This window comes from Kutzneria viridogrisea DSM 43870 (genome assembly GCF_000525635.1).
GTDB lineage: Bacteria > Actinomycetota > Actinomycetes > Mycobacteriales > Pseudonocardiaceae > Kutzneria > Kutzneria viridogrisea.
The window spans coordinates 4,975,141-4,991,048 of the sequence record NZ_CP007155.1 but is presented as its reverse complement, the minus strand read 5'-3'; the positions used below and the strand labels follow the sequence as shown (position 1 = coordinate 4,991,048).

The window sequence follows — 15,908 nt, the reverse complement described above, 5'->3', positions numbered from 1 at the left end:
GTCGGGGAACGGGCCGCCGTTCTCGTGGATGGGGGTCCACGAGAACGGCGGCTTTCTGTTTGCCCAGCGCCAGGCCCGCCGGGAGTGCCGCGTTGCCCGACTGACCTCGGTGTGGTGTGCGGAGGGGCAGACATCCCAGCGCGAGCCGGTCATCGGACGATCCCAGGCGGTGACTCCGCGTGCACGGCGGTCGGGGTTTCACACTTGACCGGGCCTCACCGGAAGTGATCGCGCAACCATACGGTGGCGTATGGTTGCGCAGAAGTGACCTGGATCACACCCGCTTTATCATTCCCGTGTTATTGATACAAGGCCTGCCTGTAAAACAGTAGATTGTGATCCTGGTCACATTGAGGGTATCTTGTTGTTCTCGCCAAGCTTGACCGTGCTCGCCGGGCGTCCTGTCGCCGGTGGGCTACTGGGGAGCGGTAAACGCGGATGACTGGGGATAGTCGTGACCAAGCCATTTCTTCTCGCCCCTGCGTCGATAGGGCTCACGCAGGCTGTTCTCGATGAACACGGATATGCTCTGATCAAGGACGTCGGCGGCCAGGAATCGGCCGCAGGATTGCTGCGCGAAATAGGTGAGCTGATCCCGCAGTACCACGGGACGCTCACCCACGAGGTCACCTACCGGCCCGGCAACGAGGGGCGCTCCTACTCGCAGAGCGTGAACACCATACTGGCGCACACCGAGGCGCCCGGCTGGGACCCGAGCCCTGCCTACCTCGCCCTGTTCTGCCACCAGCAGGCCCGCTGCGGCGGCGGTCACACCGACCTGCTCGACGTCGAATCCCTGCTGCCCCGCCTAGACCCCGACCAGCTGGCCCTGCTGACCGAGGCCGAACTGGACTTCCCGGGCACCGGGCCGCGGCCGGTGCGCACCCCGATGCTGCGCACCGACCCCGAGGGCAAGCGGCTGCTGAGGTTCAGCTTCAACCTGCTCACCAGCGGTGACTACGACCCGCCGCTGGACTCCGCCCCCGCCGAGGAGCGGCTGCCGCTGGGCGCGGCGGGCCGGGAACTGGCCCACTTCGTCAGCGACTGCTTCCAGGAAAACCGCACGAGCATTCTCATTCCCGATGACGCACTGCTCATCTGGGACAACCAGCGCATGCTGCACGCGCGGTCGAGTTATGTCGACCAGGGTCGTCACCTCACCCGCTTCTGGATTTCGGACAGGAGGGCGGCGTGACTGTGGAGGACAATTTCGTCCACATCCCGGGGCTGCCTTCATTCGATCCCGAGGACCTCGCGGAAAGCGCGGTCATTTCCCGGCTCGCGGGCAATTGGCGCCGCCGGGCCACCGTGAAGCGCGACGAGCCCGATCTCGACGAGCTGTTCGACCTCTCACGGTCGGACTACCCGGAGGGGATCATCCCCTTCCGCGACCACGACAGCTGGCGCGGGCTGCCCGACCACACCCGGTCACGACTGCTGAGCTGGTCCTGGATCGCCTACAACCGGCACACCGTGCTCGCCGAGCAGCGGGTGGCCAACCCGGCGTTCGCGCTGGTCATGGAGGGGGAGTTCCCCGGCCTCGGCGGCCAGGACATGGAGATCGCGCTGGCCCAGGCGATGGTGGACGAGCAGTACCACACGCTCATGCACATCAACGCCAGCGCGGTCACGCGGCGCAAGCGGCAGGCCGAACTGCCCGACGCCTGGCTGCCCGAGTCGCACACCGCGCGGACCCACCGGCGGCTGCGTGACGGTTACCCGGAGCGCTGGCAGCGCAGCCTCACCACGCTGGCCTTCGCCACGGTTTCGGAGATCTCCATCAACGCCTACCTGGACCTGCTCGCCGAGGACCAGGACATCCAGGTGATCAACTCCACCACCGCCAAGCTGCACAACCGCGACGAGTACTGCCACGCCTCGATCTCCGACGAACTGGGCAAGATCGTCTACGAGGTGCTGGACCCGGACCGCAAGCGGTTCTTCGTGGACATGCTCGTGGCCGGTCTGGAGGCGTTCGTGGCCACCGACTACACCACCTGGGAGCGCATCCTCGAGATCGAGAACGTGCCGGACTGGCAGCGCATGGTCCAGGAGACCAGGGAGGACACCAGCAGGGCCCGCCTGGTCCGCGACTACACCGGGCTGCACTCGCTGATGACGGAGATGGACGTGCTCGACCAGGTCGACTTCGACTGGGGCAAGTCGGTGGTGAACAAGTGACGCTGACCGTCGAGTCCGAGCCCACGCTGCGGACGATCTCCGGGCGCAGGCTGCGTGACCTGGTGCTGGACCGCACCGGGGACTCCTCGCTGGCACACGAGGTGGACGTGGTGTCGCAGGTGCTGCCGTTCAAGGTCAGCTCCTACGTGGTCGAGGAGCTGATCGACTGGGGGCAGGCGCCGGAGGACGCGATGTACCGGCTGCTGTTCCCGCACCGGGACATGCTGCCGCCCGAGGACTTCGCCGCCGTGGAACAGGCGATGCGCGAGCAGGACCGGGCCGGGCTGCGGGCCACCGTGGACGGCATCCGCGACCGGCTCAACCCGCACCCCGGGGATCAGCTCGCGCTGAACGTGCCGCAGTCCGAGGACACCGACGGGTGGGGGCTCCAGCACAAGTACCACGAGACCCTGCTGGTGTTCCCGCGCCAGGGACAGACCTGCCACAGCTACTGCGGTTACTGCTTCCGGTGGGCGCAGTTCGTGGACCGCAGCGACCTGCGGCTGGCGGTGTCCGGGCCGGAGGTGATGACCCAGCACCTGCTGCGCCACCCCGAGGTTACCGACGTGCTGCTCACCGGCGGCGATCCGCTGGTGATGCGCACCGAGCTGATCGAGCAGTACCTGCGCCCGCTGCTGCGCCCGGAGCACGAGCACGTGCAGACCGTGCGGATCGGCACCAAGGCCGTCTCGTTCTGGCCGCACCGCGTGCTGGCCGGTCAACAGGCCGAGGACCTGCTCACGCTGCTGTCGCAACTGGTGGACGCGGGCAAGCACGTGGCGCTGATGCTGCACCTGTCGCACCCGGCCGAACTGGCCACCGACGCCGCCCGCCGGGCGCTGCGCAGGCTGGCCGACACCGGGGCCGTGCTGCGCTCGCAGGCCCCGGTGGTGCGGCACGTCAACGACGACCCGGACGTGTGGGCGCGGTTGTGGAAGGACCAGGTCCGCAACGGGATCGTGCCGTACTACATGTTCGTCGAGCGGGACACGGGCGCGCGCCGGTACTTCGGGCTGCCGCTGGCCCGCGCGCTGGAGATCTACCGTGGCGCGGTCAAGGGGCTGTCCGGGCTCGGGCGCAGCGCGCGGGGGCCGGTGATGTCGGCTTCGCCGGGCAAGGTCGCCATCGACGGCGTCGTGCAGTTGCACCAGGGACCCGCGTTCGCGCTGCGGTTCCTGCAACACCGCGACCCGGAGCTGGTCGGGCGGCCCTTCCACGCCGTGTTCGACCCGGTCGCGCAGTGGTGGGACGAGCTGCGCCCGTACAGCGAGCACGACCGGGAGTTCTTCGCCGGGGCGGCCCGATGAGGCTTCGCACGCACCTGGTGCGCATGACCGACCAGGACGTGTGGCGGTGCGCCCGGGAGGAGATCCCGGAGCACCGCGCCGTCCTGGTCGAGCTCTCCGCCGAGGGCGAGTCGGGCTGGGGTGAGGCCTCGGCGTTCATGACCGCCACCTACAACTCCGAGACCGACACCGTGCTGGATCGGCTGCGGGCGGTTGCGCCGCAGCTGGCCGAGGCCGATCCGACCCGGCCGGAGGACACCTGGCGGCGGCTGGGACCGCTGCTGGCGGACTGCCCGTTCGCGCTGGCGGCACTGGACGTGGCCGGGCACGACCTGGCGGCCAGGCTGGCGGGCGTCCCGCTGTTCGCCCACCTCGGTCTGCCCGACCCGGGCGGGCGGCCCTCCAGCTACAGCATCGGCCTGGACACCGTGGACGTGATGGTGGACAAGCTGAACCGGACCCCGGGCTGGGGCCTGTACAAGGTGAAGCTGGCCAAGGCCGACGACCTGGACGTGCTGCGGGCCCTGCGCGCGCACACCGAGGCCCCGTTCTGGGTGGACGGCAACGCGTGCTGGCAGCCGCGGGACCTGTTCGAGGTGCTCGACCAGTTGCCGGAACTGGGTGTGATCGCCCTGGAACAGCCGTTCGCCGTCACCGAGGTGGACGGTCAGCGGGCCGCCCGCGAGCGCTGCCCGGTGCCGATCTTCGCTGACGAGTCGGTCACCACCCCCGACCAGGTCCGCCCGGCCGCGCGCGTCTTCGACGGCATCAACGTCAAGGTGCTCAAGGCGGGCGGGCTCACCCCGGCCCTGGCCATGCTGCGCGAGTGCCGGGAACTGGGCGTGGCCAGCATGTTGGGCTGCCTGCCCGAGTCCTCGGCGGGGGCCAGCGCCGCGGCGCACCTCGCCGGGCTGGCCGACCACGTGGACCTGGACACCGTGGCATTGCTGGCGATCGACACCGGGCCGGGCGTGCGGCTGGACGAGACCGGTCACATCCGGCTGGCCGCCGGCACGGGCACCGGGTTCCGTCCGGACTGGTCCTCCCCGGCCCACCTGACGACCGAGCGGAGCGTTCGATGACCACTGTGGACACTCACCGGTGGACCAGCCCGGCCGAGGTGAGCCGGGTGGCCACCGCCGCGCTGGCCGCCGCGGGCGTTGCCGAGGCCGAGCAGGTGGTCGAGGTCCTGGTGGAGACCTCGCTGCTGGGCGTGCACACCCACGGTATCCGGCTGCTGGGCCCCTACCTGGAGGAACTGCGCAGGGGCGTCGCGGAGGCCGAGCCCGAACTGGTGGTCCGCAAGGACACCGGGCCGGTGGTGCAGCTGGACGCCGGGGACGCGCTCGGCGTGGTCGCCGGTCTGCGGGGCGTGGAGCTGGCGGTCGACCGGGCCAGGCGGTTCGGCGTGGGCGTGGTCGGCGTCCAGCGCTCCAACCACTTCGGGGCCGCCGGGTGCTACGCCCGCAGGATCGCCGAGGCCGGGCTGCTGGGCTTCGTCACCACCTCGGCGGCCAGCCGGGTGGCGCCCTACGGCGGCACCGAGCCGTTGTTCGGCACCAACCCGGTCGCGGTGGCCTACGGCCCCGAGTTCTGCCTGGACATGGCCACCAGCCAGGTCTGCTTCGGCGAGATCAAGGAACGCGGGCGGACCGGCACCGCACTGGAACCCGGCTGGGCCGTGGACGCCAACGGCCGCGGCACCACCGATCCCGAGCAGGCCACCTCGCTGTCCCCGCTGGGCGGCTACAAGGGGCAGGGCCTGGCCATGATGGTCACGGTGCTGACCGCCGTGCTGGTCGGCGGGCCGCTGGACTTCGAGATGCCGCACATCGGCACAGCCGTCGAGGGCCGCAACGTCGCGCACCTGCTGCTGGCCCTGGACCCGGAGGCCCTCGGCGGCGCCGAGCAGGCCACCGCGGCCCTGGACCGGTTGATCAGCGCGGTGCGGGGCAACCGGGCCGCGGACCCGGCGAGCCCGGTGCTCATCCCCGGCGATCCGCAGCGCGCCCACCGGGAACGGCAGCTGCGGGAGGGCATCGAGCTGGACTCGGCCACGATCGCGCTGCTGGACCGGCTCGGGGGTGAGCACCCGTGATCCTGGTCCTGGTCAGCCCCCGGCAGCGCGGGCTGGACCTGAGCGAGGTCGAGGGCTGTGTGGTGCTCACCGGCGGCCAGGTGCCCGACGGGGCCGACACGGTGGTCACCGTGGCCGACTACCGCACGGAGACCCTGGTCGAGGCGGGCCTGGAGCTGGCCAAGCAGTACGAGATCGAGCGGGTGGTGTCCTTCGCCGAGGCCGACGTGCTGGCCGCGGCCGAACTGAGGGAGCGGCTCGGGCTGCCCGGTCAGCGACCGGACAGCGCCATTGCCTACCGGGACAAGGCGCTGATGCGCGGCCACACCAAGGCCGCTGGGCTGCCGGGTCCTGCCCACCAGACCGTCGAGTCGATCGAAGGCGTGCAGGAGTTCGTTGCGCAGTACGGGTTCCCGGCGGTGCTCAAGCCCCGGTCGGCCTCGGGCAGCGTCGGGGTGCACATCCTGCGGTCGGCGGCCGACCTGGCCGAGATCGAGGGAGACCTCACCGATCACGTGGTCGAGCAGTTCGTGCCCGGCGAGGTCGTGCACGTGGACGGCCTGCTGGTCGGCGGCCGACCGGTGTTCGCGCTGCCCGCGGCCTACACCGATCTGGCCTGCCTCGCGCACTGGGCGGACAGTGGTAGCGGCAGTCTGCTGTTGACCGCCGAGCACCCCTGGCACGGCCCGCTCACCGAGGAGCTGTGGCAGGTGGTCGAGGCGCTGCCCCCGGCTGAGGACCTGTTGCTGCACGCGGAGTTCTTCGTCGCGGAGGGACAGCGTCCGGTGCTGTGCGAGATCGCTTCCCGGCTGCCGGGGCACCCCATCCCGCCCATGATCAACCGGGCGCTGGGCCTGGACCTGCGGCAGACCTGGCTGCGCGTGGCCGCCGGGTTGCCGGTGGACGTGGACCAGATCGCACGCGCGGCGGCGGAATCCGGGCCGGTGGCCAACTTCGGCCTGCCGCCCAGGCTGGGGCGGCTGACCGAGGTGCCCGCCAGCGCGGCCCCGGAGTGGGTGCACGACCTGGCGGTGCTCGCCCAGCCCGGCGAGGTCTGGGACCAGGCCCGCTACCAGGCCCGCAAGTCCGGGGACTTCGTGCTGACCTGGACGGTGACCGCCCCGGACGAACAGGTGCTGCGCCAGCGCGTCCAGGAGTCCGCGGACCTGCTGGACGGCCTGGTCCGCTGGCAGCCCGAGCCGGTGCCGATCGGGGGTGCCCGGTGAACTGGGAGCTCGTCGAACTGTCCGAAGTGGACACCGCCGACTGGGTGGATCCGGTCGGCCACACCCCGGTCTGGTCCTCGCCAGGGTTCCGGCGGGTGACCGAGGAGTTGCCGCAGCACCCGGTCGTGAACCTGCTCGGCGTCCGGGCGGGCAAGCCGGTGCTGATGGCGCCGGTCCTGCGCACCGAACGGCCCGGCGGCCTGCTGTTCTACGACCTGCCCGCGATGATCGGCGACGAGGGCGCCTTCGGCGATCACAAGCGGCTGCCCGAGGCACAGTCCGAGCAGTTCACCGCACTGGACCTGACCGTGCGGCGCGCCGCGGCGTACCCGAGCCTGGTACTGGGCACGCACGGCGCCCACCACGGGGTCGTGCTGGATCCCTCGCTGGACAAGGACGAGCGGATCGAGTTGTGCCGTGGGCTGCCGGAGGCGGTGGCGGCGGTGGCCGCGGACTTCGGCTGCACCAGCCACGGCCTGCTCTACCTGAGCGAGGGCCTGCTGGACTGGATCCGCCCGGCGCTGGGGCCTGAGCACGAGATCGCCATGCTGGGTGCGGAGAGCGTGCTGGAGTGCGACGGCGAGGACTGGCAGGACTACGTGGCCTCGCTGTCCTCGCGGCGCCGTGGCCGGGTGCTGCACGAACGCCGCAGCTACCTGGCCGGGCAGGACCGCAGCCACATCGCGACCGGCCCCGACTCGATCGGCGAGGACCTGGTCGACCTGCGCTGCAACCTGCGCACCCGGTACGGCCTGCCCGACCAGCGGGACCGCACGATCGCCGAGTTCGAGGCACTGTCCCGCTGGTGCGGCGAGGACCTCGTGGTGATCAGATCCCTGCGCGCGGGCGAACCGGTGGGCTTCGTGATCTGCCTGCGGCGCGGGGACACGCTGTACGCGAGGACCGCCGGTTTCGACTACGACCGGTTGGGGCCACACGACTTCTGCTACTTCAACCTCGTCTACTACGACGCGCTGGAGTGGGGCCTGCCGCGTGGCGTGCGCAGGCTGGAACTGGGCTTGGCCAGCTACCCGGCCAAGCGCACCCGCGGTTGCCACTTCGAGCCGAGGCTCGGGGTGTTCCACCTGCCAGGGCACGGGGAACTGCGCACCGCCCTGCGTCTTCAGGACAGCGGGGAACGTGCCCGACTGATCGAGCAATGCGGCCTGTGAACAGGGGAGAAGACCAATGGACGTGACCTCAGGTCCGGTGTGGATCGACGGCCAGGTCGTGGACGGCACCGACGCGCTGGTGCACGTGATGAACCCCAGCCTGCACTACGGCTGGGGCGCCTACGAGGGCATCAGGTTCTACCCCTCGGGCACGCCGGAGCTGACCGGGCCGCTGGTGTTCCGGCTGCGCGAGCACATCCGGCGGCTGTTCAACTCCTCGCGGGCGCTGGGCATGCGCATCCCCTACACCGAGCAGGAGCTGATCCGCGCCTGCGCCGACCTGGCCCTGCGCTCCGGCCTGTCCTCGGGCTACCTGCGCCCGCTGGTGTTCCTGCGCGCGGGCGCCATGGCGGTGGCCGCCCAGTTGACGGACGTGCAGGTGGCGATCGGCTGCTGGGCCTGGTCGGGCTACCTACCCGACGCGGACAAGGGCATCCGGGTGCGCACCAGCGGCTGGGTGCGCAGCGGCCCGGCCCAGTTGCCGCCGAGCATCAAGTCCACCGGCGGCTACATCAACCCCTCGCTGGCCAGGCTGGAGGCGGTGCGCGGCGGGGACCACGAGGCCATCCTGCTCAACCAGGCGGGCCGGGTCGCCGAGGCCTCGGCGGCCAACGTGTTCGCGCTGCTCGACGGCGTGCTGGTGACCCCGCCGGTGGAGGAGGGCATCCTGCCCGGCATCACCCGTGACGCCCTGCTGGACCTGGCCGCCGACCTCGGCGTGCCGACCCAACAGCGGCCACTGGCACCCGCCGAACTGCGCATGGCCGAGGAGGTGCTGTTGGCGGGCACCGCGATGGAACTGGTCGCGGTGACCACATTGGACGGTCTCCCGGTCGGCGAGGGCACCGCGGGCCCGGTCTTCACCGCACTGCGCGCGGAGTTCGACAAGGCGATCTCCGGTCAACTGCCCGCCCACCGCGACTGGGTCACCGACGTGACCGGCGTGCTCGACCCCGTCTCGACCTCGCCGTGAACCTCCGCCGCCTGTACGAGGCCTACGCCCCGCGCACCCGTGCCGGTCGCCTGCTGGCCGGCACGGCCGCGGTGGACTCGATGGGCAGCGGCCTGTTCCTGGCCCTGATCCCGGTCTTCGTGGTCACCCACGTGGGCATCGACCCGGTCGAGGTCGGCGTGGCGCTCGGCCTGGCCAACCTGCTCGGACTGCTCGCCCCGATTCCGGCTGGCTGGCTGGCCGACCGCTACGGCGCGGGCCGGGTCTGGAGCGTGCTGCTGCTGACCAGGGCCATCGGCTACGCCGGGTTCCTGTTCGTGGATTCCTTCGCCGCGTACGTGGTGCTGACCTGCGTGGTCAGCCTGCTCGACCGTGGCAGCACCCCGGTGCAGCAGGTGTTCGTCGTGCAGGTCGAGCAGGTGGACGAGCGGAGCCGGTCCATCGCGGTGCTGCGCACGATGCGCAACGCGGGCATGAGCATCGGGCTGCTCGTGTCCGGCGTGGTGATCGCGATGAACACGGTCACCGCGTACCACCTCGGGTTCGCCGTCAACGCGCTGTCGTACCTGGGACTGCTGCTGGCCGTGCGTTCGCTGGCCCAGGACGCCAAGCCGGTGCTCAAACAGCGCCCGCCGACCACGCTGCCCACCGCCGACGCCCGGTACCTGCTCGTGTCGGTGGGCAACGCCCTGCTGACCCTGCACGACTCGGTGCTGTTCACGCTGATCCCGCTCTGGCTGGTGACCAAGTCGGCGGCCCCACCCGCGCTGGTCGGGCCGCTGCTGGCGCTGAACACGGTGCTCACCGTGGTGCTCCAGGTGCCGCTGACGAAGTGGAGCATCGGCATCGCCGCGGCCACGCGCACGGTGATCAGGGCCGCCCTGCCGCTGGTCACCGCCTGCCTGCTGTTCCTGGCCGCGGAGCAGACCGGTCCGACCCTGGCGGCCTGCTTCGCCGCCGCCGCGGTGATCGCCTTGACCATCGGCGAGAACCTGCACACGGTGGCCGGGTTCGAGCTGTCCCACCGGCTGGCCCCGGAGCACTCGGCAGGGGCCTACCTCGGTGTGTTCAACCTCGGCATCGCGGCCCAGTTGTGCTTCGGGCCGCCGTTCATGACCGCGGTGGTGCTGCGGGGCCCGGTCGGCTGGCTGGCGCTGGCGGCCACCTTCGCCGTGGGCACCGGTCTGATGGTGGTCGGCAGCCGACGACGCGACCTCGTGCGGTCGTAGGAGGAACTGAAACTGTGAGCGATCAGGAACACGTGCTCGTGGTGGGCGGCGGGATGGAGATCCCCGGCCTGCTGCGCGCGCACCGGCCCGGAGTCCGGACTTCCGTGCTGTGCCAGCTCGCGCTGGTGCCCAGGCTGTGGGAGCCGACCGCGCACGAGCGGGTCGTGGCGCTGGGGCCGCACAGCACCGACCAGGACTGGATCGACGCGGCGGCGCTGATCCACGCCAGCGACCCGATCACGCGGCTGGCCACGCTGGGCGAGCGGGACCAGGACCGGACCGCGGCCGTGGGGCTGGCGTTGGGGCTGCCGACCCACTCGCCGGACACGGTGGCCGCCGTGCACGACAAGGCGAGGATGCGACGGGTGCTCGCCGAGGCGGGCGTCGAGCAGGTGCGCAGCCACACCGTGGACAGCCCGGCGGAACTGGCCCGGTGGATCGCCGAGAACCCCGGCACCTGGGTGGTCAAGCCGCTGGACGGCTCGGGCAGCGCGGGGGTCGGTGTGGTCGCGGATCCTGAGCAGGCGGCGGCCTTTTACGCGCGCTGTGTGGCCTCGACCCACACCGGGCGGTTCGGCGCACCGCGCGTGCTGGTCGAGGAGTTCCTGCACGGCAGGCAGATCAGCGTGGAGTCCTTCTCCGAGCAGGGCGAGCACTGTGTGGTCGCGGTGACCCAGAAGTTCTCCGACCCGGAGACGTTCGTGGAACTGGGCCACGTGATCCCGGCGAACCTGGACCCGGACACGACCGAGGCCGTGCGGCGGCACACCGGGCGCGTGCTGTCCGCGCTGGGCGTGCGCGACGGACCGTGCCACACCGAGCTGGTGCTGACCGAGCGGGGACCCAGGACGATCGAGACGCACCTGCGCCTGGCCGGGGACGAAATCCCCTACCTGGCAAAGGATGCCACCGGGGTGGACCTGGTGGGGCTGGTCGTGGCGCAGACCCTCGGCGAGTCCGTGCTGCCCGAACTCCGGCGGCGGCTGGCCGAACCGGGCGGCCCTGCGCAGGCGATCTGGTTCGGTTCCGCACCGTGCGCCGGAACACTGGTGGCGGTGGAGGGCGTGGAGCAGGCGCGGGCCGGTGGCGCTCGGGTCGAGTTGGCGGTCAACCCGGGCGATCCGGTGCGGGAACTGCACGACTCGGGCTCGCGTCCGCTGTGGGCCCGGGCCGAGGGACCCGACCCGGACACCGCCGTGCGCAGGGCTCACGAAGCCGTCGCGCAGTGCAGGCTGATCGTGTCCGTACCCTCGGTCCGGGCCGGGGGCATCGGGGCCACGGCCTGAGAACGAGGTGAACGAGGTGGAGAACAGCGTGAGTGAAGTGCAGTTCAGGCGGGCGAGGGAGGCCGACGTCGCGGCGATCGTGGCGATGCTGGCCGACGACGTGCTCGGCGCGACGAGGGAGTCCCCGGACGACCTCAGCCCGTACCTGGCCGCGTTCAAGGACATCGAGGCGGACCCGAACCAGTACCTCGTGGTGGCCGACCGCGAGGGCGAGGTGGTCGGCACCATGCAGCTGACCTTCCTGCCGGGGCTGTCCCGCAAGGGCGCCACCCGCGCGCAGATCGAGGGCGTGCGCGTGCGCGGCACCGAGCGCGGCACCGGCCTGGGCTCGCAGCTGATGACCTGGGCGGTCGACCAGGCGCGGTCCCGGGGCTGCACGGTGGTCCAGCTGACCTCGGACACCGCCAGGACCGACGCCCACCGGTTCTACGAGCAGCTCGGGTTCACCGCCAGCCACCTGGGCTTCAAGCTGGCGCTCTGACGCGCGCCGCCGCGGTCGGTCGAGTCACGGGAGGAAATCCTTATGTGGTCAGCTTTACCGGTCGCGGCGGCCCTGCTCGCCGGGCTCGTCACCGCACCACCGGCCGCCGCGGCCCGCCCGGTGTTCACCCACCCCTGCCCGGGGCACGCCGAGTACGAGTGCGGCACGCTGGCGGTGCCGATGGACTACCACCGGCCGTGGGGCCCGAAGCTGTCGATCACGGTGTCCCGGCTCAGGGCCACCGGCACGGCGGCGCAACGCCAGGGTGTGATCGTCTACAACCCTGGCGGACCCGGCAGCAGCGGCCTGTACCGGGCGAAAAACCTGCCTGCCGCGGTCCGTCAGGCCTACGACTACATCGGTTTCGACCCGCGGGGTGTCGGTGCGAGCAGCCCGATCAGCTGCGTGGACGGCGCCCAGTACTACGCCCAGCCCGCGGCCGACCCGAACCCGGCCACCGGTGCCGACAAGACCCGGCTCCAGCAGCGCGCCCAGCAGTTCGCCCGTGGCTGTGCGCAACGCGCCGGGGCCGAGTTGGCGCACCTGAACACGCCGAACACCGCGCGGGACGTGGAGGAGATCCGCAAGGCGCTGGGGGAGCGGCAGATCAACTACTACGGCTCCTCGTACGGCACCTATCTCGGCGCGGTCTACGGGCAGCTGTTCCCCGGCCGGGTGCGCAGGATGGTGCTGGACAGTAGCGCCAACGCGGATCCGGCCAACGTGTGGTACCAGGGCAACCTGGACCAGGACGTGGCGTTCCAGACCCGGGCGGAGCAGTGGTTCGGCTGGATCGCCCGGTACGACGGGGTTTTCCACCTCGGCACGTCCCAGCAGGCCGTGTACTCCGCCTATCTCAAGGCGCGCGCCCAGCTCAAGGCGGGGCCGATCGGCGTGCTCGGCCCCGCCGAACTGGACGCCGTGATCGTCAACTCGGTGTACTTCGACACCAACTGGGTGGCCAACGCGCGGGCGCTGAGCGACTACCTGGTCAGCGGGGACTCCTCGGCGCTGGTGGCCGATGCCAAGGACGCCGACCCGACCTCGGCCGCCGCCGAGAACTCCACCGCCGCCTACACCGCCGTCAGCTGCAACGACGCGCGCTGGCCCCGGTCGTGGGCGCGCTGGGACCAGGACAACTCGGCCTACGCCGTGAAGGCACCGATCGAGACCTGGGCCAACGTGGCGCTGAACCTGCCGTGCGCCTACTGGCCGGTGACCGGGCAGCGCCCGACCAGGATCGACGGCCGGGGCCTGCCGCCGATCCTGATGTTGCAGGGCACGCTGGACGGGGCCACTCCGTTCGAGGGCGCGGTGCGGACCCACGCCCTGCTGCCCAGTTCCCACCTGGTCACCGAGCAGGGCGGCGGCTCGCACGGCCTGTACAACCGGCCCCAGGTGCACAACTCCTGCGTCGACGGCTACGCCACCGACTACTTCCTGCGCGGCGCCGTGCCAGCGGGCGACGTGGTGTGCCCGGGGCACGCGTTGCCGGTCCCGACCCTCAGCGGCCCAGGAACCCGTCGATGACGGCCAGCGCGGCCTCCGGGGCCTCCCGGGTCGGGATGTGCCCGGCGCCCGCGATCACCTCGAACCGGGAGTTGGGCAGGGCGGCGGCGTAGGCCCGGCCGAACTCGGGGCTGACCACCTGGTCCTGCTCGCCCCACACCAGCAGGGCGGGGGTCCGCACGCGGGCGAGCCTGCGCAGCAGCTTGGGGTCGTTCATCGAGGTCCCGGCGTAGGCGCGCATCGTGGCCAGTGCGGCGGGGGAGGGGCCGCGGCCCTGCGGGGCGCCACCCCCGCCACCCCCGCCGGGGACCCGCACGGTGTGGCCGGGGATCTCCGGCCCGATGGCGCCCATCAGCACCAGGCGGCCGATGCGCTGGCCGCGGTCGCGCACGGCCATCTCCGCGGCGACCCAGCCGCCGAAGGAGCTGCCGATGACCAGCACCTCGCTCAGGTCCCGGTCCTCCAGCAGGTCCAGGTAGGTCACGGCGAGGCTGTCCACGCCGGTGAACCACTCCGGGCGCGGCGTGTCCTCCCAGCCGGGGTGCGTCGGCGCCAGCACGTGCGAGTCGGCGGCGAAGTGCTCGACCAGGTTGGCGACGCTGCCCGGCCCGGCGCCGCCGTGCAGGACCAGCACGGGCTGGCCCGCACCGGCCTCGGTCAGGGTCAGTTCGAGCTCACTCATGGTCCGGGCCTCCTACGCCGTAGCTGAGCATCTTGTCGAGGAAGGGCTGCGGGGATCCTGGGCTGAAGCAGAGCAGGAGGTTGTCCGCCGACTCGGCGGCGGAGGCCTCGCTGCGCGGGAACATGGCCGTCTCGTAGACGCCGAGCGCGGTGTCCAGGTCCTCGTGTTCGGTGATCGCGCGGGCGAGTTCGGCCCCGTCGAGCATGGCGAGGTTGGCGCCCTCCCCGGCGAACGGGGACATCAGGTGGGCGGCGTCGCCGAGCAGGGTGAGGCCGGGGGTCCTCGGCCAGCGGTGGCCCACCGGCAGGGCGTGGATCGGGCGGGGGACGAGCTCGTCCTCGCTGTCGGTGATCAACGCGCGCAGCGGCTCGTGCCAGCCGGTGAACAGCTCCAGCAGGTGCTCCTTGGTGATCACGGCCGAGCGGACCCAGTCCTCGGTGGTCCGCACCGCGGTGTACACGCGGATCCGGCCGCCCCCGTTGCGCTGGGCGATGATCCCCTTGCCGGTGCCCAGCGCGAACATCGTGCCCTGGCCGACGAGTTCGGCGGCACCGGGGTGCCGCGCGTCCACATCGGACAGGTGGGACTCCACGAAGGACAGTCCGGAGTAGACCGGCTTCGCCTCGGACAGCAGGGGCCGGACCTTGGACCAGGCCCCGTCGGCGCCGACGACCAGGTCGGACTCGACCACCTCGCCGCCGGCCAGGGTGATCGCGCCCGCGGTCACCGACACGACCTTGCTGCCCCAGCGGATCGTGTCCGGCGGCAGCGAGTCCAGCAGCAGGGACTTCAGCGCGCTGCGGTCGATCTCGGGGCGGTTGCCGCCCTGCTCGGCCGGGTCGTGCAGGACCACGGTGCCGTGCTGGTCCAGCAGGCGCAGCTCCTCGCCCTCGGCGCGGGCCAGGGCCTGGAACCGCTCCAGCAGACCGGCCTCGGCCAGTGCGCGCTGACCGGACTCGGGGTGCAGGTCCAGGGTGCCGCCCTGGTCGCGGGCGGTCGGCGAGGCGTCCAGCTCGTAGATCGCGCAGGGCACGCCCCGGGTGTGCAGGACGCTGGCCAGGGTCAGTCCGCCCAGCCCGGCGCCCACGATGGTGATGCGGGGATGTGTTGCCACGGAGGGGTTTCTCCTCATTCGGGTCGCGGGGTGGCGAGCACGCCGTTGATCAGCACGCGCAGCCCCCACAGCAGCCGGTCCGGTCCGGCACCGGAGAACAGTTCCGCTCCGGCGGCGGTGAGGTGCGGGTGGGTCCGCCGGTCGGCGCCCTGTGCGGCGGCGCGCAGGGCCTCGAACTCGGCTCCGGTCTTGGTCTCCTCGCGGGTGCTGTGCTCGGCTGCCGTCGCGGTGGCCAGTTGCATCAGCAGGTCCACCGCCCAGGCCGCGCGGTCGGTGGGCACGCCGCCCTCGGCGAGCAGCCCCAACAACTGCTCCAGCAGGGCCAGGTAGTGCGGGCCGCTGGGCCAGGTCAGCATCGCGGTGCGGGCCAGTCCCGGGTGCTGGAACAGCACGCGGGTGTAGGAGGCCAGCACCTGCACGAGCCGGTCCTGCCAGTCGGCGGTCGAGTCCGGCGCCAGGTCCACCGTGCCGAGGAGCTCGTCCAGCACGGCGGCGTGCAGGTCGGCGGTGTTGCGGACGTACACGTAGAGCGAGGCCGGTCCGGTGTCCAGTTCGGCCGACAGCCTGCGCATGGTGACGCGGTCGAGTCCCTCGCTGTGCAGCAGGTCGACCGCGACCGCGACGATGCCCGCACGGCTCAGTGCGGGCTTGGCGGGGCGGTCACGGCGGCTCTGGGGCATGTCCGCACTCTAACGAACATGTTCGTAACGAAC

The 15,908-nt window shown here is 71.7% G+C and carries 15 protein-coding genes; 12 read left to right on the top strand and 3 right to left on the bottom strand.

Annotated features, from left to right (window positions below):
* The first annotated feature begins 454 nt into the window (after positions 1-454).
* Genes KALB_RS21980 through KALB_RS21925 form a run of 12 tightly spaced genes read left to right on the top strand, consistent with a single transcriptional unit; the run spans position 455 to position 13,420 of the window.
* Positions 455-1,195 carry a TauD/TfdA family dioxygenase gene (locus tag KALB_RS21980; protein WP_081789446.1) on the top strand — a complete coding sequence of 247 codons (741 nt, stop codon included), beginning with the start codon at positions 455-457 and terminating at the stop codon, positions 1,193-1,195.
* Positions 1,192-2,181, top strand: coding sequence for an AurF N-oxygenase family protein (locus KALB_RS21975; RefSeq protein ID WP_025357870.1), 990 nt, complete (start codon positions 1,192-1,194; stop codon positions 2,179-2,181). Before KALB_RS21980 ends, KALB_RS21975 begins: the two co-directional genes overlap by 4 nt.
* Complete coding sequence (locus KALB_RS21970) at positions 2,178-3,488, top strand: KamA family radical SAM protein (protein ID WP_030108736.1); 1,311 nt, start codon at positions 2,178-2,180, stop codon at positions 3,486-3,488. Before KALB_RS21975 ends, KALB_RS21970 begins: the two co-directional genes overlap by 4 nt.
* Positions 3,485-4,549, top strand: coding sequence for an enolase C-terminal domain-like protein (locus tag KALB_RS21965; RefSeq protein ID WP_025357868.1), 1,065 nt, complete (start codon positions 3,485-3,487; stop codon positions 4,547-4,549). The genes KALB_RS21970 and KALB_RS21965 overlap by 4 nt, the downstream gene beginning before the upstream one ends.
* Positions 4,546-5,565: an Ldh family oxidoreductase gene (locus KALB_RS21960; protein WP_030108373.1), complete on the top strand. Its 1,020-nt coding sequence runs from the start codon at positions 4,546-4,548 to the stop codon at positions 5,563-5,565. The genes KALB_RS21965 and KALB_RS21960 overlap by 4 nt, the downstream gene beginning before the upstream one ends.
* Positions 5,562-6,770 carry an ATP-grasp domain-containing protein gene (locus KALB_RS21955; protein ID WP_025357866.1) on the top strand — a complete coding sequence of 403 codons (1,209 nt, stop codon included), beginning with the start codon at positions 5,562-5,564 and terminating at the stop codon, positions 6,768-6,770. The genes KALB_RS21960 and KALB_RS21955 overlap by 4 nt, the downstream gene beginning before the upstream one ends.
* Positions 6,767-7,942: a GNAT family N-acetyltransferase gene (locus KALB_RS21950; RefSeq protein ID WP_025357865.1), complete on the top strand. Its 1,176-nt coding sequence runs from the start codon at positions 6,767-6,769 to the stop codon at positions 7,940-7,942. Before KALB_RS21955 ends, KALB_RS21950 begins: the two co-directional genes overlap by 4 nt.
* A 16-nt stretch (positions 7,943-7,958) precedes the next feature.
* Positions 7,959-8,915, top strand: coding sequence for a branched-chain amino acid transaminase (locus tag KALB_RS21945; RefSeq protein ID WP_025357864.1), 957 nt, complete (start codon positions 7,959-7,961; stop codon positions 8,913-8,915).
* The gene (locus tag KALB_RS21940; protein ID WP_025357863.1) at positions 8,912-10,123 is read left to right on the top strand and encodes an MFS transporter; all 1,212 of its coding nucleotides are present in this window, start codon (positions 8,912-8,914) and stop codon (positions 10,121-10,123) included. Before KALB_RS21945 ends, KALB_RS21940 begins: the two co-directional genes overlap by 4 nt.
* A gap of 14 nt (positions 10,124-10,137) precedes the next feature.
* Positions 10,138-11,409 (top strand): ATP-grasp domain-containing protein, encoded by a 1,272-nt coding sequence (locus KALB_RS21935; RefSeq protein WP_025357862.1) that lies wholly within the window; start codon positions 10,138-10,140, stop codon positions 11,407-11,409.
* 37 nt (positions 11,410-11,446) lie between these two features.
* Positions 11,447-11,890 (top strand): GNAT family N-acetyltransferase, encoded by a 444-nt coding sequence (locus KALB_RS21930; RefSeq protein WP_236650374.1) that lies wholly within the window; start codon positions 11,447-11,449, stop codon positions 11,888-11,890.
* Positions 11,891-11,932: 42 nt separating this feature from the next.
* Positions 11,933-13,420, top strand: a complete 1,488-nt coding sequence (locus KALB_RS21925) for an alpha/beta hydrolase (RefSeq protein WP_025357860.1) — start codon at positions 11,933-11,935, stop codon at positions 13,418-13,420.
* Here the strand turns inward: KALB_RS21925 and KALB_RS21920 are convergent.
* From KALB_RS21920 to KALB_RS21910, 3 genes are read right to left on the bottom strand one after another with little or no spacing between them, the layout of a single operon-like run.
* Positions 13,395-14,081 (bottom strand): alpha/beta fold hydrolase, encoded by a 687-nt coding sequence (locus KALB_RS21920; protein ID WP_025357859.1) that lies wholly within the window; start codon positions 14,079-14,081, stop codon positions 13,395-13,397. The genes KALB_RS21925 and KALB_RS21920 overlap by 26 nt on opposite strands.
* Positions 14,074-15,195: an FAD-dependent oxidoreductase gene (locus KALB_RS21915; protein WP_025357858.1), complete on the bottom strand. Its 1,122-nt coding sequence runs from the start codon at positions 15,193-15,195 to the stop codon at positions 14,074-14,076. Before KALB_RS21915 ends, KALB_RS21920 begins: the two co-directional genes overlap by 8 nt.
* 14 nt (positions 15,196-15,209) lie before the next feature.
* Positions 15,210-15,875, bottom strand: a complete 666-nt coding sequence (locus tag KALB_RS21910; protein WP_025357857.1) for a TetR/AcrR family transcriptional regulator — start codon at positions 15,873-15,875, stop codon at positions 15,210-15,212.
* Positions 15,876-15,908: the final 33 nt, after the last annotated feature.